Genomic DNA, 22,651 nt, shown 5'->3' with positions numbered 1-22,651 from the left:
GTACATCTCCATCTAATGTTATAGCGAAAAAGCCTTCTTCTTCGAGCTTTTCCTTTAATAAAGTAGAAATAGTTGTTTTTCCGGAGCCCGATAATCCAAATAGCCAAACTACTATTCCTCTTTGACTGGGAATTACATAACCATTTTGAGTTGTAGTTTGAAGCGGCATAGTTTTATTAAAATTAATCAACCTTACACAAAAAGCCTTCGTTTAGCAAAGATTCCTTGTTGTATAACATTTCACGACCAGATAATGTATTGATATTACATCCGCTAAATAAAATAATGGCATGGCCGGCAGCAGTATCCCATTCCATGGTTGGTCCGGTGCGTAAATAAATCTGTGCCTTACCTTCTGCTAACAAACAGAATTTAAGAGAGCTGCCTACCGAAATAAAATTGACTATCGGATATTTGCTGAGAATTGCTTTTTCTTCTCCATCTGCATGTGATCTGCTTATCGCAGCTGTCCATTCATTGTTCTTCTTAACCGCTTTAATTTGAATTGGATCTTCGCCGGGGATCTGTTTCCAGCTTCCAGAAGACGCCTCACCATAATACAATAAATTTTGTACCGGGATATAAATTACCCCCAGCACAGGTAACCCATCACGGATTAAAGCAATATTTACAGTAAACTCACCATTTCGTTTAATAAACTCTTTGGTTCCATCCAACGGATCTACGCACCAATATACTTCCCAGTTTTTCCGCTCTTCGTAAGGAATATTTTTTCCTTCTTCAGATATAATTGGGATGGCTGGATATAACCGTTTCAGGTCGCGACATATCATATCGTTTGCAATTTTATCAGCCTTAGTTAAAGGAGAAGAATCGCTTTTGGCTGATACCTCAAAATCTTCATCATGATTGTAAACGGTTAAAATTGCCTTCCCCGCCTCAACAGCTATTCTTAGTATGGCATTTATATCAATGGTACCTATCATTTTACGCTAAACTTTTACGGCTAAATTCTTAGCCTTAATTTCTTTTAATATCTCCAGTTGAGGTCCTCTGTTATCAAGATCAGATTGACGGGCACTTAACAGGACGTCTTTCCTAAGAAGTTCATTTTCAACACCATACTGCTCTACCTCTTCACCAGAAATTAGTTTATTTTTATTCTCAGGGCGATCTAAAACATAGCCCAAATCGGTTAAGGTTTGGTGATTAATACATTCGAATATGTCGATTTCTGCTGTACTCAATTCTCTCCGAAATTTACCACTATTATCTTTGATAATCGGTTTAGCCAGATTTTCCCACATTTCGCCGGCATTAGCGGTGGCTAGCGATTCTTTTGAGTTGTGAAAATCGAGCATTGTTTCAGCGTAATCAATTGCCAAAAACCTACATAAACTTTGAATAAGCTTTGCCGGATCTGCAATTAACTCCTCATAATTTAAAGAGAAAAAACGATCGTTGCTGATCTTTTTCGAAAGTTCGATACAGGCACTTTGATCTTTATGCCATTGTTTAGCTAAATGATAAATATGCTTTTCGCCTACAATTGCTTTTTTAAAAGAAAGGGCAACATCTCTCCCATCACGGTATAAATAAATATATTTCAGATTAGGCGAATGCATTTCCAAATCAGCAGCATAGTGTACATTGGCCATACTCTTACAGCACCAATATTTAGCTTTTTTTGCTATTGCGGCAGTTTCATATACCAATCGGTTAATCTCAAAAAGGCTGTAAGTTTTTGAATTTTCATAAATCCAAGCTTCATCCAGCTCAACGCCATCCCATGGCACAGGATTAGCCCTAACATAATTTACAACATCGTTAATTAATATCTTATATTTTGCTTCGGTTAAAAAACCATATAATTCTAACAATGGCACAAAAGTGACCAAAATATGAGGTGGGTGCGGAGAGGCAATCTGATTAGATTGGTCTAATATTACCCTGAGTAAGTTGGAACCAGATCTTTGCGTTCCGATGATCTGGATACCATCTGGTTTAAAAAAGCTTTCCATTATATAAAATCGATACTGTTCCCAAAAAAATAGCGCCGAGTATTAAATATACCGGGCTTAATTTATACTTATAGCTTAATATTAATGAAACTACACACATTGCTCCAACCAAAAGTGTTCGTGGCTGCAATAATAATATTTTTATAGCTGATGATATGATCAGGCCGATTACCACCACCTTAATTCCCGATATCATACTTTTGATCAAGGGGTGATCTTTGGTTTTATTAAAGATTTTTGAAACAACAATCATTAAAATAGCAGATGGAACAAACATACTACAGGTAGCAACCAGTGCACCTAAAAAACCGGCTAACTTAAAACCAATGAATGTTGAGCTCACCAGAATTGGCCCGGGTGTAACCTGACTAAAAGCGATTACATCTATCAATTCCCTTGCGCTCAACCACTTCATATCTTTTACCAGTAACGACTGCATAATGGGGATAACGAGGTATCCACCTCCAAATAAGGAAATGCTAATGCCTGAAAAAATGGTTCCGATCTTAAAATAGATGCTTTGATAAGATTTAAATGCACCAGTAATAAATAAAACCTGGTTGATGAACAAAACAGTAACGGCAATAAACGAAAATGACTTTAACCTAAGTTTAAACTTCCGCTTAAAACTAGTTATCGCCTCAGTATAGTTGTTTTCTTTCTGATCAAAAACCAGCCCAGCAACGGCTCCAATGATTATAAGAACAATTGTTACGAGGTAATTCCCTTTAATCAGATCGAGCGTTATAGCTATCAAAAAAAGAAAGATTTTACCGTAATTAAGGGAAATTTCTTTTTTAAACAACTGTAATCCTGTCGACAAAATGATCATACTTACAATTGCCCCTACATATTGCATCATCAAGCTCCAGGATATATTGAGCCCATTTGAGTAATAAACATAAGCCAAACAAAGCATTAAAATACTTKCCGGTAGCAAAACAGCGAACATACTCACCGCAGCACCTAGTTTACCTTTTAAAGAATAACCAATATTGGCCACAACATTTACGGCCATAGGACCAGGCATAAAAGAAGCTACTGTTACGCTGTTTAGTACATCTTCATTATTAATGGTTTTATCCTGCTCAACCATAATGCGCTGAATCAGCGAGACCAAAGCCATATGTCCGCCAAAGCTTACACAGCCAATTTTAAGAAAGGTGAAGAAAAGATATTTAAGTGTTGTTTTTTCTTTGGTTATATCGCCTGCTACTGATAACTCCATCTTCTTTTTAAGATTAACTAGAATGCTTAAACAATATACCATTAATTTTTGCGCAATAAGCGTGAGTCAGATTTCAAAAAAGGCCTGCCTGGCTATTGCTTTTTTGTTTAAGAACCTAATTTATGCGATTTTGAATGCATAAACCACTTAAACACAACGCAAACGTTTGATTAAACCATGAAATTTATCATTTTCATATCAGAACAACATGAAATGTTAAAAAACAAACTCTGCGGATGATGTGAGTTAATCCTTACCTTATGTTTTCCTATGGGCGTTAAGAAATTTGCGCCTTAAAATGCCTTAATTTAACACAAAGAAAATATCGACAAAAGTTTGTGGAGATTCTTTAATAATTACCTAACACAAAGCCCCTAACATTTACTTATCAGAAGTAATTGTCAGCGGCCTTATTAAACCTAAAAGATTTTGCTAATTTACCGTATTACGTGGGTTGCTCCTTTGGTTGTTTGCGCCCACTTTGGTTAACTTGTAATTTAGCGATAAATAAAAATACCGGGTGATGTTGTTGTACCTTACATCTTCAATCCGGCTGCTATTTACAACTCTATCTATGCTGGTATTCTGGTTCAGGATATCAAAACCTTTTAAACTCAGTGTTACCCTTCGTTTCATTAAATATTTGTTTATGCCCGCGTTAAGTAAAAAGTAATTGTTATTAAACCCATCAGCGCGGCCAGCTGAACCGATATGATTCAAATCAGCTTCTATCCGTAAATCTTTAATGAACTCGTAACTTAGATTTAAGGTGTTATTTAGCGTAAAATATTTATTGTCGATCGCCAATTCGGCCGAATTATTTATTTTGGTATAGGCAACATAAGCAAAAATACCAGCATTAAATTTATCATCAATATCGTAGCTCCAGTTAATATTTGGTCCAATTTCGAACCTGTTGGTAATGTTTTTAGCGCCGCTGATAAAGTTTGTTCTATGTTCAGTGAAGAAATTTGCACCATAATTAGTCCTTAAACCTTTAAGTTTTGATGGCATCCCAAAAAATGTTCCGGCTCGCAGGTAATAATTACCATTTACGTTAATCGGCTTCACCGTTTGGATACCATTGTTATAGGTAATATCATTTCCGGTATCATCAAAAGATAAGTTGTAGAGGAAATATCCATTCCAATAGCGGTTATTATCTGGACTAAAGGTATTAAAGTTTACCGATAGGCGATGGTTTTTCCGGCCTTCGAGATCAGGGTTTCCGATTCTTTGATATAATGGATTGGTATTGTTCTGTACAGGCTGCAGATCGGTAACTGAAGGCAGATTAACGCTTGCCCGGTAATTGATAGCAATGGTTTGATTCGCTTTATTTTTAAAATTGACCGTTAAACGCGGCAATAAGTTGTAATACGATTTTTCAATATTGCCAATATTGGCACCTACATTATTAAATACATTGGCATTTAACAAACTTTCCTGTGCATTGAAACCGAAATTATAGGTCCAATCCTTTCCGGTGTAGATAAACCCTAAACCTGCAACTTGTTGGCTGTTATGGTTATCGAAAATATTGGATAAGGATGGCACAATGCTTTCGTAGCGATCGGTAGTCGGATTATAATCAAAGGTAATCTGCTGCGCATCAACAATGCTTCTTGTATAACCGTAAGCAAGATTGGCACTCCATTTTTGATTTAATGGCCGGGCATAATTTCCGTTGATGGTATAGGTTTTTGAGGCATTTTCCTGATTCGCTAGCTGATTGATATTGGTAACGGCAGTATCACCATTTACATATTGATGAAGCAGCGATTGATTTAACCAGTCAGAATTAAAGGTATTCTGTGTACCATTTAACCGGAGCGAAACCGAGCCTTTTTTATTGGCCAATCTCCTCAGCACGGTAAACTCGCCAAATAAGGATGGGGTGAAATTATGCTGATTGTAATACTGGCTTCCATCATTTGCTTTTCCTGTAGCATCAAAATTAGCCTTGAATGTACGGTTGTTGATGTTGGTGTTACTGTTGAGGATCACATTTGGCCGGAATACCATATCGGTTAACGAATCAGGGTGGTATTCTGCCTTAAAATTAAAGCGGTGTGCTTGATTATTGCTATTGCGGTCGGTATTATCCAGGGTGCGTAAAATATCGCCAGCGCTTAAGTCCTGGATATTGGATAATTTATTACCTAAACCCGAAGAAAAATAGGTAAAATAACTTCCACTGATGGACAGTTTATTGTTTTTGCCCCAGGAATTACTGTAGTTTACGCCTCCACTATGTGTGGTGTAGAGTCCAATGGCATTGTTATCAAAAACCCCACTGCCGCCAATGGTTGTTTTGCCGTTATTGTTATTGATGGAGAAACTTCCCCCCGCAGGTGGGGCAAAAATATTTCCGATATTTCCACCGCTGAAACTACTCAGGTCATCGTAACCGAAACTCGCATCATTGGTATTGTTGCTCATGCCCAGAACAGCAAACTGCAGGTTTTTGTTAAAGTGGTTGGCACTTAAGTAACTTCCATATTTATCGGTTGTTCCTCCTGCAAGATTGGCGTTACCGAACCAGCCCTTTTTCTTATCTTCTTTAATGGTGAGGTTCAATACTTTTTCGCGCTGACCGTCGTCAATGCCAGTGGCTTTCGCTTCCAGCGTTTTGCTGTCAATCAACTGTACTTTGGCAATCGCATCTGCAGGGAGGTTTTTTGTTGCCGTTTTAGGGTCAGTGCCAAAGAAATCCTTACCATCGACAGTTAAGCGGGTAACTTTTTGTCCCTGCACCAAAATACTTCCATCTTTATCAACGGTTACACCTGGAAGCTTCTTCAATAAATCTTCTACCGCTGCATTTGGCCTGGTTTTATAAGCATCGGCATTAAATTCTATGGTATCTTTTTTTACAGTGGCTGTAGCATAACGGCCACTTACAGCTACATCTTTTAAGGTAATGGCATCTTCTACTAATTTTAAAGTGCCAATGTTAACAGCCTTTCCGTTCAAATTAATGTTTTTGGTGATGGAATTATATCCTAAGGCCGAAATCCTGATTTTATAGTCGCCATTGGCAACCGCATTAAAAGAAAATTCTCCGGCTTTGTTGGTTATTACACCTACTTTTTTGGTCGAATCAGTTTTACCGGACAAAATAATGCCCACATATTCAATAGGTTGATCGGTTTTCGCATCAATGATTTTTCCATTTATATTACCCGTCTGTTGTGCGAATACTTTCGTAGATAATACGCACAGCAATATCCATAAATAGGTTTTCATAGTTAAGATTGTCTTTTTTGTTGGTTTGTTTGATTAGCCCTTTTTAAGGTTTCAACTATAAGACACCAAAAACTGAAAAGTGTGACAGAAAAAATATTTTTTTTCTAAATAACCCTTAGGCAGGCCGCCTTCCGAAGTTCGCTCCTACACCGACCTTTGAAACTTCTGAAGTCTGAGGGCTTTGATTATTGAGCGTTTTAAAGGAAAGGCTGCAAGGTGAGATAATTATTGAATGACAGAATGGTTGAATGTTAGAATGAACTGAACAAATGTTGAGTTTGATCACTAGCACATTAGATCTTATTTATGAAACGTATCAAGATATAATTCTTCTACCTTTTTACGCGCCCAGGGCATTCTTCTTAAAAATTTTAAGCTCGATTTTATCGTTTGGTTGTTGTTAAAACAATCGATCCTGATCAGTGATCCCAGTTTTTCCCAGCCGTAGTGTAGCTGAAGATCGGTTACAATTTTTTCTAAGGTGATACCGTGTAAGGGATTGTTTTTTTGCTGTTCGGCCATGCTGCAAAGTTAAGGCAAAATTATCGGGGTTTATATTGTGTCATCCAAACATTTGCACCGCCACAATCAGGGTCGTTTATGATATGGCTAAGCACTTCAAAGTGATTGGATTCAAGCAATGATCGATATTCATCTGTGTCTAAAGAATCATGGAATAAGTTTTCACCACCGTTCAACCCCCAAACCTCTCCTCTATCCGTTCCCGAGGTAAACAACAAAATGCCATTTGGTTTAAGGTGACGTCTAAAAATACTGAACATACCAGGCTGATCGGCTGCCGGGAGATGAAAAAAACTGTGCCAGGCAATTATTGCATCGAATCTTTCATCTAAATCAAGTTTACGCATATCTTTCAGCATAAACTTTGTGTCTGGAAAATTTAGTCTGGCCAATTCTAGCATCTGTGTACTGGCATCGATTCCGAGAACGTTTACATTTTGGCTGATCAGATATTCCAATATAGGTTTTCCGCTGCCGCAGCCCAAATCTAAAATACTTGCATTTAGAGGCACTCGCTTAAGTAAATCGTCCAAATAGGTTTTCTCTTCTAAACCAGCATAGCGGTTTTCGGCAAACCATTTACCCATCTTATTGTAAGCCTTATAAACATTTTTGCGTTCTCCTTTTTCCATCTGTATAATTTTTTCAATTTATTATTAATGCTTTAGCAACATCAAATTAATTATAGCTATATTTTTTTGGAAACAAACGTGCAATGGTTCTTGGCAAATGCAGCCCTGCCATCCGCTTTATCCCGATGAAGAATCGGGATGCCCGCTACTATCAGGTTTAGGATGAAAGGTCTGCTCCTAGCATGGTGCCAAGGCATCGAAGCGATGTTTCTAAACCCGATTGAAGCGGAAGCCCGCAGCGCAGCGAGGACTTTGAACGGAAAGCGGGACTGAAAACCTCCAAGAGAACGGAACCCTTCATTTCCAAAAACACACAACATCAGTTTGTAAATTAGCCAATAGCCGTAGCATCAATTTCGATCAGCATGCCAGTTAGGGCCAATCTTTGTACCGGAATAAGAGTGTTTACCGGAAATTTCTGATCAGGCCATATTTTGTTCGATTCTTTGATCAGGATTTCGTGTTTCGCCTCATCATAATCCACCACCAATGTTGTGAGCTTTGCAATATTGGCCATGGTTAAGCCTTTGCTTTTTAAAGCCAAAGCTATATTTTCGAATACAATACTTACCTGAGTCCTAAAATCATCACTCAGTATGCCATCCATTCTGCTACCACCCTGGCCTGCAACAAATACAAGTGAGGAATTGGCTGAAACTAAAGCAACGTGAGAATATCCATGCGGACGGGGATCGTATATCCCTGCGGGGTTGGTGATTTCTAAAGTAGGTTTTTCCATTAGCTATAAATTAACAGGTGCTAAATTATTCGATAAGAAATAGTAAACCGTCGGTTGTTTGCAATAAAAAACCTCCTGATCTTTATAAATCAGGAGGCTATAATAATTATCAGGCTTAATTAGTTACCCGTAGCTGTCCAGGTATTATTATCTGTGTTCGAATCTGGCAATACTTTATTAGGATCTAAGGTAACGGATTCGATCTCTTCAGTTGTTGGATAACGTACCAACCAAGTCGCATTTTTCATCCAAACATCAACCGGAACTTTTACGATATCCGTTTTACCACTTTTGGTTTTAACCTGCAGGATAATTGGCATTGGCATTTTCTCCAGGTTTACAACTTTAATCGCGTAGCCCACCAATTTATCGTCTTTCTTAACGGCCTCAACACCAGCAATACCCTGATCCATTTTCCAGTTGTTTAACCACCAGCTTCTCCAGAACCAGGCTAAATCTTCGCCAGCACCATTTTCCATCGAACGAAAGAAATCAAATGGGGTTGGATGTTTAAATGCCCAGTTTTTAATGTATTGACGGAAAGCATAATCAAAACGATCTTCACCTAAAATCTGATTTCTCAAGATATCTAAGCCCCATCCTGGTTTATAATATAGCCTTCATCCATCCAACCATATTTACGTTCGTTGGAACCCACAATCATAGGGAACCAGGTATGGCCGAATTCGTGATCGATTACGCCCCATGCACCTGCTTTTTTAGCTTTCCAACCACAAAAAACAATACCAGGATATTCCATGCCACCTACATTGGTAGCCACATTAACTGCCATTGGATATGGATATTCGAACCATTTGGCTGAGTAGTGCTCAATGGTAGATTTTACATATTCTACACCACGGCCATATGCATCAACACCGTTGCTTTCTACTGGTTGTGCAGAAACGGCTAGGGATTTTTTACCGCTTGGCAAATTGATCCTTGCTGCATCTAACACAAAAGATTTAGATGAAGCCCAGGCCGCATCGCGTGCATTTAAGATTTTAAATCTCCAGGTTAATTTATCTTTCGCCGGACGGGATTTTGGATCTGTTACCTCTTCTTCTGTACGGATATGAATGGTAGCATCGCTAAGTTTAGCGGCATTCCATCTTTTTAATTGTTCTGGTGTAAAAACTTCGGCAGGATTTAACAATTCGCCCGAGCCCATTACGATATGGCTTGCCGGTGCGGTAATGGCAAAATTAATATCGCCATATTCGCAATAAAATTCACCGCCGCCCCAATAAGGCAAAGTATTCCATCCTAGCACATCATCATACACACACATCCGTGGAAACCACTGTGCAATAGCAAAAATTTCACCATTTTTTGTAGTTAAATGTCCTGTCCTGTCCGAGCCCTCTTTTGGGATAACGAAAGAATAGTCCATTTTAACAGTTACAATATCACCATTAGCTGCCATTGGTTGATCTAAACGGATCTGCATGCGCGTATCTTCTACCAAAGAAGTAAATTTTACAGCAGCAGCTTTTTGCGATACACTGATGTTCTGGATTTTATAACCACCATCAAATTTTTCACCTTGTGCACCATAACGGCTACGCGTTGGTGTAATGGCATAACCACGTGAAGTTTCTTTAAAAGTATTCTGGTCTAATTGCAGCCATAAATAGGGTAATTTATCGGGACTATTATTTTTGTAAGTAATGGTAACGGTACCCGTAACCGTATTTTTAGTTTCATCGAGATTAGCTGTRATGTTGTAATCAACGCGATTCTGCCAATATTTTGGTCCGGGTGCGCCAATTGCAGAGCGGAATTCATTCCCGTTTTGTGTATAAAATAATGGTCCAAAGGCTTCAGCAGGGTTATAATTGGTAGCTGGTGCCGGTGTTGTAGCTTGTTGGGCCGATGCAGAAAAGGCAAAAACGCAACAAATCAAACATAAAGTTATTAGTTTAGTCAATTTCATGATAATAATAAGGTTGTAATCAGGCGGTAAATATAAAAAATAACCACATATAGATTTATATGTGGTTATAATGTTACCAATAATCGCTACAATGCTACCGATAGTAATTAAGTATATTAATTTGCTTTTAACTTCGGCAAATCCTGTAGTTTTCTTTCTTGCGGGGTTAATTTTTTCCACGCTACAAAGGCGCGGGAAATATAATAAGCATAGCGGTATGGCCTTTCTGCCTTTACTGTCTCTACTGAGGGGCGATAAATAATCATGAAGTTTTTAAGTTCCTCACCCTCTAGCTTGGTCATATCCGTAATGGCCTTTGCGGTAAAGTTCTCATCAATTTCCTGGAGATACATTTCCTTTTCCTCCAAATCGGCCTCTTTTCGTTGTTGTCTTCTATATTTACCATAGCCAAGGTTTAGGTTTAAGCCCCCAACCTTGTCGGTTATACGCTTACGGTTTAGGTTTCCACCCGTACTCAATAGCGTATATTTTTCCGCTAATGGATCTTTCGCATCTGTAACCTGACTATTCATCCGCACTGCTGTAATATTTACATCTTTTAAACTGTTCGATTTAACCGGAAGATATATCGTTCTATTTAAGAGGTTGGTTAAGTACAGCGTATCGGTATGATAGCCAACGGCAGAAAACTCTAAAAGATCGCCAATATTGGCACCAATGGCATACTTACCTTCTTTATTTGTACTCGTTGATTTTTTACTGTTCAGGTTTCTGATACTAACACCAGGAAGAGAGAGCGTTTTTTTCGAGTAATCGAAAACCGTACCTGTAGTTACCGTTTGTGCAAAAACGCCAATTGGCAAGGCAAGCAATAGAAAAATGATCAGTTTGTACATACTCAAAAGTAACTTAGTTCGACATTTAAAAGCTGCATTTAACAAACTTTAACATTAGAACAATTGAATCAGGCTAGTGTTTTTAAATAATTGTCATCATCAAATCCAATTAATATGGCTTTGTTGTTTTGCTCAATAATCGGACGTTTTATTGCGCTGGTATTTTCTTTTAAATAAGCTATTGCCAAATCTTGGTTATCAATTTTAGCCTGCTCTTCTTTAGTGAGTTTTTTCCAGGTTAAACCTTTGCGGTTTAATACCGTTTCCCAACCAAAGGTATTACACCATTCATTTAATTTTTCAGTTGTAATGCCTTTTTTCTTGAAATCGTGAAATTCAAAATCAACCTGATGTGCTTTTAACCAATCGAGCGATTTTTTAACTGTATTGCAATTTGGAATTCCGTAAACGGTCATATTGAATGAATGAATTTTTAATGGGTGACTGAATGTAAAAGCAAAGTTAATAAACTGTTTAGCTTTATACTTAATATTTTGAAGATCCTTATTTTATTGTGGCGCTGGATGTAGTGTCAGATATTTCTATTTGACACTAATCGTAATTATTCATTCGGGTATGAATCCAACTATCAGTCAGATGGTAACATCTGACAGCACAACGAAGAAAGTTGACAACGCTAAAAAACCGATCTTAAAATCAAATAATCCTAAAAATCCTATTCATTCATCCCATTTTTTGCCCCATCCATCACATTTTAAATATAGATGTAAATTCTCTTCGTAAAATTGTGGTATAAACTAAAACAAATGGTAATTCTATCAGGTAACCCATCAACAATAAAAACCAAAAGCATCAACCAGCTTGAGTTTTGGATTTCTACAACGCTATATGTGCTGGCCCTAATTGGTATCTGCTCATCCACAATCTATAACTCGGGCAATTCTTATCGTTTTGAAGAAAGCGGTATTGATTATAGTGTAATGGCAAACTTCTTTATTCCAGAATTATTTAAGATCACCAGTTTATATATCAGCTTTTTATTGTTCAATTTTTGCCTCATGCCCCAACTTGCAAATAAGAATAACATAACACTTAATCTTATTCTTACGGTTTTGGTCACAGCGTTCTCTGTAGTAGCGTGGATGGTTTACAACACCTATTCTCAAGCATACAGGTTGGTTGAATATGATGACATCGATAACGCTTACGGAATCTTTTTTGGCGAAGCTTTTACTTATATTTTCTTTTTATATCTACTCTTTAATGCTTATGCCTATTTTAATGAGCGGGGCCTAGAATTACTAAAAAGAATCCCGGTATTAAAAAATTACCATAACAACATCGTTCCTGAGCTTTTTGTAAGCACCAAAATCTGGCTGATTTCGCTCATGATTTTTGCAGCCGTACTTTCAGTAAGAATAGATTACGAAATACTGATTGTTTGGGTAATTGTACCACCGGTAAATATCTTTCTAGCTTTTTGCTCTATTTATTACGTTATTCCAAACCTGAGAAAGGATTTTAAAGGTTTTGGCCGGTATTTTTGGGGAAATGTAGGTTTAACCATTATCCTCTCACTCCTACTGTCGATCGTCCTTATCCCTTTTATGCGCAATGGTGCTGTAGTGCCGATTACCTTAATTTTAAACGCAATATGCTTAATCTGCATTACTACGCCATCTGCATGGTATATTTACAAACATAAATTTGAAAAACAGAGCGAGATTCAGATGCTCAAAACGGAATTGGGCAAATCGGATGCAAACCTAAATTTCTTAAAATCGCAGATCAATCCGCACTTCTTATTCAATGCTTTAAATACCTTATTCGGAACAGCTTTGCAGGAAAATGCAGAAAGAACGGGCGAAGGGATCCAGAAACTTGGCGATATGATGCGCTTTATGCTCCATGAAAATACCCAGGATAAAATTTCGTTAACCCGAGAGGTAGAATACCTGAACAACTATATTGATTTACAAAAGCTGCGTACCTCTCGCTCTGCAGATATCAGGATTGATACACATATTGAAGAGCAGTTAAATAACCTGCAGATTACGCCGATGCTGTTGATTCCATTTATTGAAAATGCATTTAAACATGGTATTAGCTTGCAACAGCCTTCGTACATTAAAATCACCTTGCAAACCAAAGAAAAAACTTTATATTTTGATGTAAGCAATAGCATTTACATTAAGGCAGATAATGACCCCGAGAAATTAAAAAGTGGCATCGGACTAGAAAATGTTAAACAACGTTTATCATTACTTTATTACGGAAAACATGAATTGATTATCCGCGAAAGTGCCAATGAGTTTTTTGTTCATTTAACTTTGCAATTGGATTAGTGATACGTATCTTTCAGAAATCAAATAAACGAGTAAATAATTTAAATTGATAAATTTGGGTGATTCGTCATTTCGACTGGAGCGCAGCGTAATGGAGAAATCTTTGACCGAAGTTTAAAAGATTTCTCCGCTACGGTCGAAATGACGATCTCCTTTGAGCTCTCCTAGAGATGCTTCCTTCGTCGGCATGACAGAAGAGAAAAACACAAAGAAAAAAATAAAAAATGATTGCCATTGCTATAGATGATGAACCGATTGCACTAGAGATTATAAAATCTCACGCCTCAAAAGTTCCATTTGTAACATTGCAACAAACTTTTACAGATGCTTTTGCAGCCATCAGCTATCTTCAGCAGAACAAGGTTGATTTAATTTTTCTGGATATCMAAATGCCAGATATCAGTGGAATTTCGTAAAAGATGGTTACGAGCAAATTAAGGTGGAGTTGGACGAAATCCTTTATGTGGAGGCCTCAGGCAACTACACCCAAATACAGCTAAAAGACAAACTTTTAAGCTCGAGGATTACCATTAACGATTTGGCTGAACTGTTGCCGAAAGCAGATTTTATCCGTTGTCACCGGGCTTTTATTGTGGCTAAAAATAAAATATCCAAATTTGATCGCAGCCAGATTTGGATTGGAGAAAAAATTATTCCTATCGGGGCAACTTATACCAATATTAAACTTACTTAATGCAATTTAAACCTCACAGGTTTAAAAATCTGTGAGGTTTGTGCTTCATTAGTTAGACCCTGAAATGAATTACCTTCGGTGAGCTCGCTTAAGGCTCGGTTTACTCCGTAGCTTTCCGCTTCGCTCCAGGTCAGGGTAAAGGTGGTCAAAATATTAAGGTTTCACATTTACCCTTATTCCTGCTGAGTGTGTGGTAAACTCAGGTGCGTACATGCTTTGCAAAGAGGTAATTCCATTTGAAAAATTTCCGGCATGTGTAACCCTTAATGGATACTCGAATACATAGGTTCCTTTAGGCATATAACTAATAAAGAAATTGGTTGAAGCATCTTTTGTACTTTCGTAATAACCTAAACCATCCTGATATTTATACCTGGAGATTACGTTTACAGGTTCAAAACCCGATGAACGCATATCTTTCAAATGAATATATTCCATATCCCGATCACAATAAATTTCAATACGCACTTTTAATAAATCGCCAGGCGCTAAAACATTTGTTGCAGTTAATGGCGTCAAAATATCGCCCTTAGTACTGGCTTTTTGGATAAACAATTGCTTTTTAATTTTAACACCTGTACTGGCAGTGCTTATTTTATCCAATTGCTCAAAATACTGCCAGTAAAGCGCTCCCCATGCAATTGTTGTGTTGTTATTTTTCACCTGTACCTTACCCATTTCTGGTTTTACATCAGTACCGGCAATGGTTAACTTTTGATAGCCTGTTCCAGCTTCTTTTACGGCGTTAGGCTGTTGCAAATCTGCTATTTTTTGACCGCCAATAGTTATTTCAGGTTCATTGCGCTCTGTCAAAAGGTTAGTACCTTTCATTAGCAATGCATAACAAGCTGCCGTAGTGGCTTTGGTTGTTTTCCAATCGTTGGTCTGTTTGTTTTTGAGCAACCAGATTTTCATTTCCTCCACCGATTTGGCATCGTTAGTCACTTCGTCGAAAGCCTCTATTAATAAAGCCTGTGTTTCTATCGGACTTTGGTACCACCACCAGCCTGCTTTATTGGTAGCCCAATACATGCCGAGTTCTTCATTTTGCTGAGCCGTTTGATTTAATAACGTAATGATTTTTTTGGCTTCTACCTCATTGCCGTTTCTATTTAAAACCAAGGCGGTTTGTGCCAACTGGTAAGTATCAAAGGTTTTCCAGCTCGCTATTAATTTTTTCAGATAGAAATCTTTGGCCTTTAAAAAATCTGCATTGGTATTTTTTTGATTAGTGTAACTTCTGGCGAATAGATAGTGCAACGGCAAATAGGCAAAACGTTTTCCTTTCACTTCATCCTTATAATCTTTAACCAGCTGTGCATCTAAATAAATAATGGCTTTGTTAAGCATTACATTAAAATTAGGATAAGCTTTTTCGTCAATCAGTTTTAGTTTTTTTAGCTGGCCCATTCCTAAAACTATGTGTTGTGTAATGTACCGATCTTCCTGCATGCCATTAAACCATGGAAAGGCACCATTATTAAATTGCATTTTTTCTAACTTTTCGAAGTTGTTTTTTAACTCGTAAGTCATTCTATTCAAATCGAAAAGCATGGCCAAACGTTTTTTACGCTCGTTTTCATTATCGGCATTACGCACCCAAGGCGTTTCTTCTAACAAAATTGATTTGAGCTCCTGGTTTTTCTCTAGGTTAGATAAGAGGGCTTCGCCATTATTTGTATTTTTCCATTGTTCGAAAACGGTTTTAATTTTTGGTGAGGAATTAATGATACCTGTTGCAAAACTATTGGCATAAAACCGGCTAAAAGTTTGTTMAGCACACTCATAGGGGTATTCCATCAAATAAGGTAATGCCTGCACGGCATACCAGATGGGATTTAAGGTAAACTCGAAAGTTAAACTTTGGTTACGTAAGGTTTTTGAAGCTCCTGATTTCTCCAGCTTCACAAAATCGAAAGTTTTACTGGTATTGCCACGCACGTTTATAGGCATACTTTCGGTAACCAACATTGAGTTTGCCAAAACGGGAATGGTATTTTCTTCACCATCGCTAAACTTACCACTTTGGGCCAAAACTTTATAGGTAATGGCATTAATACCGGATGGAATAATTAATGTCCATTTTAAAACAGCATTTCCTGCATCATCAACTTCGAAAGTTTTTCCGGTTTTTTCGTTTGTTCCAAAAATCTGGATCGGTTTTGCAGTTAAGGCATCTGTAAGTTCTAAACTGGCCTTACCGATAAGTTTTTTGCCTGCCAGGTTATTTAGTTTGGCGCTTAATAAGATGGTATCCCCTTCGCGGAAAAAACGTGGGGCATTAATGGCAATGGCCAATTGTTTCTGGGTAACCAATTCATTGGTAATCGATGCCGTTTTTAAATCTTTGGTATGTGCAAAACCCATCATTTTATAGCGTGTTAAACTTTGCGGGATGGTGAACTCGATCTTGATTTCGCCTTTGGCATCGGTTAACAATTGTGGATAAAAAAATGCGAGCTCGTTGAAATTGGTACGTGGCGTGATGTCAGTTTTTTTGTATTTAAGTACTTCCACTTCCTGACGTATTGTTGTTGATTTATCTTCATCAGCCATTGCAAAGACTGAAGTATCTTCAGCCCTATTGCCAGAAACAGCTCCCTTTAGTTTTTCAACTGTGGGTGCTTCAACACTTAATCCGGCAGCCTTCCCTTCCAAAGTTGACATCCCTCTAATTTGAACAACCGAACCAGTCATATTCTGCTTTTTTTGTGCTCCGTATCCCGTAACCACCACTTCTTTCAAAGCATTTCCATCCTCCTTCAGGGTTACATCAATCCGTTTTTTAGCACCTACTTTTATAGCGTAGCCCTTAAAGCCTAGAAAAGCAAAACTCAATGTTTCCCCTGCTTTAACATCAATAGTATAAATACCAAAAACATTAGTGGTTGTTACTGTTTTGCCAGATTTTACCTCTACACCTGGCAATATTTCGCCATGTTCATCGAATACCACCCCGTAGCTTAATTTGCCATTAGCCAACTCAGCTAATTTCTGAACAGCCTCAGGAGATAAACCCTTTCTTTTAGGCCTTTGTAAATTGTTCATATAATTACGATAACCATTGTTGTAGCCACCATAATAATTGTAACCGAATAAATTAAGGTTTTCGTAACCGCGTGTAATTACGCCAAAATTATTTCCAGATCTTAAAAACCATAAATAACCAGCGTTTGCGATGTCATTTACATTGAAGTTCCAAGTGTAAAAATAATAGTTAAAGCCTGTTGGTAACTGCGTATTCCAATCCATTCTTTTCAAGTCGTCCAAACTTGCATCGTATAGCGTAGCCACCATTTCGGCCATCTGCTTTTCGCCATTTTTATTACTGATCTGTAGTTTCCAGCTTTCTTTTTCACCAGGCTGAAGTTTATTTCTAAAGGTTAAAAACCTGATATCTAACTCTTTTTTCGGATCTATAATTTTAACCTGTTGCATCGAACTGTAAACCATACCTTGATGTACCATGGTAAACTGTACGGCAAAACCATCCTCGTAATTACCTTTCGGTTTAATTTTAACAAAACTTTGTTTTGGCGATAGATTAAGCCATACCTTTTCGGCTATACTATCACGATAATAAACTTCATAATAAGCCCTACTATTATCGGCTAAGCCCGCCAAGCGGAAAACAGCGCTTTCAGTCGGTTTAATTACGCTTACTTYAGGAGCAATCCATTCGATATTAGATTGTATCGTTGCAGGCGCTTCATTATAGATAACTAAATACTGATCTACTTTAATGGTATCGTTCTGCTCGTTTATGGCTATTAAATTGATTTTATAATAACCTGGTTTTAGGTTTTTTTGGTTGAAGTTTAAACTCCCCCGACCATTTTTAGCAGTAGGGCTTTGTTTCAATTCTACCGATTTTATTGGCCATTTGGCTACTTCGAGTTCATTGTTATAATCTTCATTTGGAAAATTCATTATAAACTCCTCTTTACTTAATGCATAGTTTTCGGCATAAAACGGACTCTTGTTCATTAACCTGGATGGCGCCTGCAACAAACTCCATTCTGCCTTAACATTCGCTTTAATGGGTTCGTTGTTTAAATTGGTTACCCAGAATGGGATACTATCGGTTTTGTTGCTTACATAAATAACCTGTTCGGTACTGACATTAAGATTAATATCTTTTTGCCCCACATTTATCGCTGTGGTTTTCGTTCGGGTTTCGCCATTTAAATCCGTTACCTCAGTTTCAATTTCGTAGCTATAATTCTGTTTGGCATTGGTGGCCTTTGCAAAAAAGGTAATATCGAATTTGCCACCTGGTTTGGTATTTGTTTTGCCAATGGCAATCTGCTTTCTTTCACTATATATATTTGAATCATAAATAGCATTACGTTGCGTGTAAGTTAAGTGGTAATCGTACAATACTCTACGGAAAACCTTATAATTTACCTTTGCATTATTTACGGAATATCCTGAAAAAGAACTGGCTTTACCTTGTACTTTAATGCTGTCGTTCAGTTTGTAGTGCTGATTAGGTTTATCAAAAACGACCTCAAAAGTTGGGCGTTTGTATTCCTCAACCTGTACATTAATACGCCCATAATCGGTTTCAATTTCCATCTGGCCATTTAATTTCCCCATCGGGATATTAAAAGATCCTTGAAAAGTACCAAAATCATTGCTCGTTACATTAGTCGAAGTTATTTCCTTTCCGTTGGCATCATTAAAAAAAACCTCAAGTGTTTTATTTACTTCTATTTTATTTTTACCATCTTTCGATTGTAAGCATATACCCTTGTAGTAAATGGTTTGCCCTGGCCGATAAATAGGTCTATCAGTAAAAAGAATTACACGTTCTTTATCATCCTCATCCCGATAGGAGACATATTCCCACCGGTTTCATTTGTAGTTGCGTAACCATTTTCATTAGTGGTAATTAAATCGCCATTAATATATTTCCGCTTGTTATAGTCATATCTCTGTTGTTGGATTTTAACATTCTTCAACGGGGCACCGTCGCTAAGCTGGCTAACAAAATATTCATGTTTTTCAATATTGCGCCTGCTGATTACAGCCATTGCAGTAACCTTAAAATTAATATTGCTATAAACGGTATCTTTTTGTTCGCGGTTAACAGTTTGGGCAATCAAAGTATAATTACCAAAGGGTAAACCATCTATTTTATCAATTAAGGTATGGCTTTGATAATCGCTGGTTTTAGGTACAACGACAAACCATTTTTTGATTACTTTATTTTGATTAAAAAAAACTAAAAAGTCATCCTTGTTTTTAAACTGTTCGTAATTATTTTGAGATTCGGGTGCTTTAAACAGCCTAACATGTACTGTATCTGTATTTTTATATGATAAATATAACTGTGCAGGTTTATCCGGCTGGATATATCCTTTTATTTTAATTGATAATTCGCTGCCTTTAATCTGCCTGATTAAATTTTCTACATTTTGCGCACCGATACTTTTAGGATAGGCCTCAACAGCTTTTTTGGCTAAAACAACGGCTGTTAAAAGATTTTGTTTGTTGGTATCAACAGGCAATTGCGCATTTTTATGCATAAGGGCCTGTTCATATAAGATATCGGCATAAACTTCGGTTTGGGTGCTTTGTTCAGCCAAATTACTCAAAGCGTTATTGTACAATTCCTGATTATCGCCACTAAAATTTCGTTGTATAAATTTTAAGCGCTTTAAATCAATATCGGCCAATGCCGAAAAGTTATTGCTGTTTTGATGAAATCTTATCAGGTTTTTAAACAACTGCAAAGCTTGCGGTTTAAACAATGTACTATCATTTGTGAGTTCCATCACCAAAAAATCCTGTCTGTTGCCAAACCAGGCAGCATTGCTCATATCAATTGAGTCATCATCATATTGTGTAAGGTTAATCTGTGTGTTGCTAAAAACATCGATGGCCCGGTGTGCAAGCAGATCATACAGTGTTGGCCTGTAATTCCGGTTATTTTTATCTCCCGCCAAAACGGCATCCAAAACATCAACTTTAGTTTGCTGCAAAATTTTGGCTTCTTTTAACGATAACAGGTAGTATTTTATCGTTTCTTCGTTTAGTTTTTTAATGCTCCAGGTTTTAATATCATTGCCAATATCGCCCTGTACTTGTGTACGCGATCCAATTTGCCACCTATTTTGTTGCAAATAATTCCAATATGTTTCGGCTAAAAGCGACTGTAAAATGCTTTTTTCGGGTTGTTTGGCATTGCTGATGTCTGTGCGCAGGTCAACCAAAATTTTATCAAAGGCATTCTCTTCCAAATAGCTTTGAAACATCATCCGGTAGATAACTGATTTGATCAGCAATGGTGCATTGTTCTCTTTATTTGCCGCTTGATTTATTTTTTCGATCAAAGCCAGGGCATCCTTGGGTTTGGCCAGGTTAGCAAGAGAATCTATCCGATAAAAATCGGCCAGCGTATATTTATGCTGAGCAGAAACATCGAAGGAAAACAAAAAGGTAAAAAGAAATAAAGCGGAGATACGTAATGATATGTTCATAAGATGGCTTTGCGTTTTAATATAGATGGGCAGAACGTAAAAATTCCATAAGCGGTTAAAATTTTATCTGATTATTATACTAATCTAACTATAACTGAACTAAATGTTACAAGTAACAAACATTAAGGTTTTTAACATTCGAAGCATAACATTATCTTTGCCCCATGTCAACACAATTAAAAAATCTATCTGATTTCTCTCACACCACCGTTCCTAGCGGAGCAAACTATAAATTCGGAATTATTGTAGCCGAATGGAATGCAGAAATTACCGGTGCTTTGTACAATGGTGCTTTAAAAACATTATTAGCTAATGGTGTTGCCGAAGAAAATATAATTTCTTTACCGGTACCGGGAAGTTTCGAATTAACAGGCGGTGCAGAAATTCTATTGAGCAAAAGAAGCGATATAGATGCTGTAATCTGTTTAGGATGCGTGATTCAGGGTGATACCAAACATTTCGATTTTATTTGCGATGCAGTAGCACAGGGTGTAACCAATGTTGGCATTAAATACAGCAAACCAGTTATTTTTGGTGTTTTAACTACCAATAACCTAGAGCAGGCACAAGATCGTGCTGGTGGCAAACATGGCAACAAAGGCGATGAGGCTGCTATTACAGCGATTAAAATGGCTGATTTTTCTGCTCAAATTTAAACTTGCGTTTTAATAATTATTTGTAACTTAGAATTTTAAAATCTATCAGATCAGATGAAACCATCATAACTGGTTCATGATAGCTTCATTACCATTGAAACAAACTTATGCAGATGAAAAAAGTAGCCATTTTATTATTGGCGGTGTTTTGCACCATTACCATTTTAGAATCTTGTTCTTCTAAACTTTGTCCTGCTTACGGATCTTATCCAGAAGGAAAACGCAGAAGGAATTAATCTACCTCATTTGTAATCTCATATTCAGGTCATTTACAGAACTTTATTTAACTGTAATTGTTGTCCTGTAAAACAATACGTATAATATCATGACTTGGGTTAACTTAACTTCAATAGAACAGCTTGACGAGATCAAGAATGCAAGCGGTTTTAGCCTTATTTTTAAGCACAGCACGCGTTGCTCAATCAGTTTAATGGCTAAAAAGAACTTCGAATTTGATTGGGACATCATTCCCGCTGACACAAAACTTTACTTTTTAGATTTAATTAGCTACCGTGATATTTCCAACCAGATTGCCGAAATTTTTCAGGTAGCACACCAATCACCGCAGATTTTATTGATTAAAGATGGCGATTGTGTATTGGAAGCATCACATAGCGATATTTCTGCAGATGAAGTTGCAGAAGTAATTGCGGCTTAACCACAAAGTATTTTTCATAAAAGAGGGTATTCAAGCAATTGGATACCCTCTTTTACGTGGTAAGAATATATGCCATATTTCTTTGAAAAACAAGGTCCCGTTTGCTATTGGGTACTGTAGTCCTGCTGTACACTGTAGTCCCGATTTTTTCAATCGGGAGCTGCCGTTCCCATCAGGTTTATTCCTTTAGGGTCTGTGAAAAGAACACCAAACGTTCCTACGGAACGAAAAAATCTTTCTCCCCAAGTGTTACCTGTGAAACGTTCCTAACGGAACGAAAGAAAACCAATCTTACCAATGTTACTCATGAACCACCCATAAGGTAAATATGATGACAGATAGCTAATATAACGTATCGGCCGTCCCTTCGGGACGAATGGTAGGTAGCAAATAACATTTTGTTATTTGTGTTCGTTCCGTAGGAACGTTTGGTGATGCAAATGATCAATTACCTATCCAATTGAGGTCTGCGCAGACAGACCATGGAAATACCTAAAACAAAAAAAGTCCCGATTTATACCGGAACTTTGTATAAAATTATATCGTTGTTTCAACTAAGCAACTACAGTATTTTCTATTTTCAATACTTTCGATGTTCTTGTTCTGGTTTCTTTGCAAAGTTCTGGGTCCTGAGCTAAGGCTTTTCCATAGGTTGGGATCATTTCTCTGATTTTCGCCTGCCATTCGTCGGTAGCTAAATCTTCTGC

General features: G+C 37.4%; 21 protein-coding genes and 1 pseudogene. 6 read left to right on the top strand and 16 right to left on the bottom strand.

Translation table 11 applies throughout. The annotated features are described in order from the left end of the window. The 12 genes from AC1DND_RS10840 to AC1DND_RS10785 form a co-directional block, all read right to left on the bottom strand. Positions 1-169 (bottom strand): adenylyl-sulfate kinase (locus AC1DND_RS10840; RefSeq protein WP_477581540.1); only part of this gene is annotated, 169 nt, incomplete at its 3' end. 13 nt (positions 170-182) lie between these two features. Then, positions 183-947 carry a 3'(2'),5'-bisphosphate nucleotidase CysQ gene (gene cysQ, locus AC1DND_RS10835; RefSeq protein ID WP_477581536.1) on the bottom strand — a complete coding sequence of 255 codons (765 nt, stop codon included), beginning with the start codon at positions 945-947 and terminating at the stop codon, positions 183-185. Positions 948-953: 6 nt separating this feature from the next. After that, positions 954-1,982, bottom strand: coding sequence for a sulfotransferase family protein (locus AC1DND_RS10830; protein WP_477581535.1), 1,029 nt, complete (start codon positions 1,980-1,982; stop codon positions 954-956). Further along, complete coding sequence (chrA, locus tag AC1DND_RS10825) at positions 1,966-3,210, bottom strand: chromate efflux transporter (RefSeq protein WP_477581533.1); 1,245 nt, start codon at positions 3,208-3,210, stop codon at positions 1,966-1,968. Before chrA ends, AC1DND_RS10830 begins: the two co-directional genes overlap by 17 nt. A gap of 432 nt (positions 3,211-3,642) precedes the next feature. Then, positions 3,643-6,459 carry a TonB-dependent receptor gene (locus tag AC1DND_RS10820; protein WP_477581531.1) on the bottom strand — a complete coding sequence of 939 codons (2,817 nt, stop codon included), beginning with the start codon at positions 6,457-6,459 and terminating at the stop codon, positions 3,643-3,645. 300 nt (positions 6,460-6,759) lie between these two features. Continuing rightward, a complete protein-coding gene (locus AC1DND_RS10815; RefSeq protein WP_230144600.1) occupies positions 6,760-6,981 on the bottom strand; it encodes a VF530 family protein in 222 nt (73 codons plus the stop codon). 20 nt (positions 6,982-7,001) lie between these two features. Next, positions 7,002-7,613 (bottom strand): class I SAM-dependent methyltransferase, encoded by a 612-nt coding sequence (locus AC1DND_RS10810; RefSeq protein ID WP_477581529.1) that lies wholly within the window; start codon positions 7,611-7,613, stop codon positions 7,002-7,004. A 331-nt stretch (positions 7,614-7,944) separates the two neighbouring features. Beyond that, positions 7,945-8,352 (bottom strand): RidA family protein, encoded by a 408-nt coding sequence (locus tag AC1DND_RS10805; RefSeq protein WP_477581527.1) that lies wholly within the window; start codon positions 8,350-8,352, stop codon positions 7,945-7,947. A 119-nt stretch (positions 8,353-8,471) separates the two neighbouring features. After that, positions 8,472-8,936, bottom strand: coding sequence for a hypothetical protein (locus AC1DND_RS10800; RefSeq protein WP_477581525.1), 465 nt, complete (start codon positions 8,934-8,936; stop codon positions 8,472-8,474). A gap of 5 nt (positions 8,937-8,941) precedes the next feature. Then, on the bottom strand, positions 8,942-10,258 hold the full coding sequence (locus AC1DND_RS10795; protein ID WP_477581523.1) for a M1 family metallopeptidase: 1,317 nt from the start codon (positions 10,256-10,258) through the stop codon (positions 8,942-8,944). A 146-nt stretch (positions 10,259-10,404) separates the two neighbouring features. Beyond that, positions 10,405-11,145: a carboxypeptidase-like regulatory domain-containing protein gene (locus tag AC1DND_RS10790; RefSeq protein WP_477581522.1), complete on the bottom strand. Its 741-nt coding sequence runs from the start codon at positions 11,143-11,145 to the stop codon at positions 10,405-10,407. 68 nt (positions 11,146-11,213) lie between these two features. Next, positions 11,214-11,561, bottom strand: a complete 348-nt coding sequence (locus AC1DND_RS10785; RefSeq protein WP_029279935.1) for a Spx/MgsR family RNA polymerase-binding regulatory protein — start codon at positions 11,559-11,561, stop codon at positions 11,214-11,216. A gap of 351 nt (positions 11,562-11,912) precedes the next feature. Between AC1DND_RS10785 and AC1DND_RS10780 the strand changes: the two genes are divergently transcribed. The 3 genes from AC1DND_RS10780 to AC1DND_RS10770 all read left to right on the top strand — a co-directional run bounded on the left by AC1DND_RS10780 (position 11,913) and on the right by AC1DND_RS10770 (position 14,145). Beyond that, a complete protein-coding gene (locus tag AC1DND_RS10780; protein ID WP_477581520.1) occupies positions 11,913-13,451 on the top strand; it encodes a sensor histidine kinase in 1,539 nt (512 codons plus the stop codon). Between the two features lie 224 nt (positions 13,452-13,675). Beyond that, positions 13,676-13,867, top strand: a complete 192-nt coding sequence (locus tag AC1DND_RS10775; RefSeq protein WP_477581518.1) for a LytR/AlgR family response regulator transcription factor — start codon at positions 13,676-13,678, stop codon at positions 13,865-13,867. A gap of 29 nt (positions 13,868-13,896) precedes the next feature. After that, entirely contained in the window at positions 13,897-14,145 is a 249-nt protein-coding gene (locus AC1DND_RS10770) for a LytR/AlgR family response regulator transcription factor (protein ID WP_477581516.1), read from the top strand. A 153-nt stretch (positions 14,146-14,298) separates the two neighbouring features. Here AC1DND_RS10770 and AC1DND_RS10765 read toward each other — a convergent pair whose 3' ends face one another. The 3 genes and pseudogenes from AC1DND_RS10765 to AC1DND_RS10755 all read right to left on the bottom strand — a co-directional run bounded on the left by AC1DND_RS10765 (position 14,299) and on the right by AC1DND_RS10755 (position 20,630). Continuing rightward, positions 14,299-18,744 carry an alpha-2-macroglobulin family protein gene (locus AC1DND_RS10765; protein WP_477581514.1) on the bottom strand — a complete coding sequence of 1,482 codons (4,446 nt, stop codon included), beginning with the start codon at positions 18,742-18,744 and terminating at the stop codon, positions 14,299-14,301. 15 nt (positions 18,745-18,759) lie between these two features. Continuing rightward, positions 18,760-18,894 (bottom strand): annotated as a pseudogene (locus AC1DND_RS10760) (hypothetical protein); the annotation flags it as partial. Positions 18,895-18,950: 56 nt separating this feature from the next. Continuing rightward, entirely contained in the window at positions 18,951-20,630 is a 1,680-nt protein-coding gene (locus tag AC1DND_RS10755; protein WP_477581512.1) for a hypothetical protein, read from the bottom strand. A 164-nt stretch (positions 20,631-20,794) separates the two neighbouring features. Here AC1DND_RS10755 and ribH point away from each other — a divergent pair, with 164 nt between their 5' ends. From ribH to ytxJ, 3 genes are all read left to right on the top strand, one after another. After that, positions 20,795-21,286 (top strand): 6,7-dimethyl-8-ribityllumazine synthase, encoded by a 492-nt coding sequence (gene ribH / locus AC1DND_RS10750; RefSeq protein ID WP_025145257.1) that lies wholly within the window; start codon positions 20,795-20,797, stop codon positions 21,284-21,286. A gap of 113 nt (positions 21,287-21,399) precedes the next feature. Further along, positions 21,400-21,522, top strand: coding sequence for a hypothetical protein (locus tag AC1DND_RS10745; protein WP_255420130.1), 123 nt, complete (start codon positions 21,400-21,402; stop codon positions 21,520-21,522). 89 nt (positions 21,523-21,611) lie between these two features. Continuing rightward, positions 21,612-21,944: a bacillithiol system redox-active protein YtxJ gene (gene ytxJ, locus AC1DND_RS10740; RefSeq protein WP_230149473.1), complete on the top strand. Its 333-nt coding sequence runs from the start codon at positions 21,612-21,614 to the stop codon at positions 21,942-21,944. Positions 21,945-22,498: 554 nt separating this feature from the next. On the opposite strand, the gene AC1DND_RS10735 is transcribed toward ytxJ, so the two are convergent. Next, positions 22,499-22,651 (bottom strand): malate:quinone oxidoreductase (locus tag AC1DND_RS10735; protein WP_477581538.1); only part of this gene is annotated, 153 nt, incomplete at its 5' end.

The sequence above is a fragment of the Pedobacter sp. 01N416 genome (assembly GCF_056399685.1).
The sequence above is the reverse complement of the archived record's forward strand: the minus strand, read 5'-3'. Positions and strand labels throughout refer to the sequence as shown.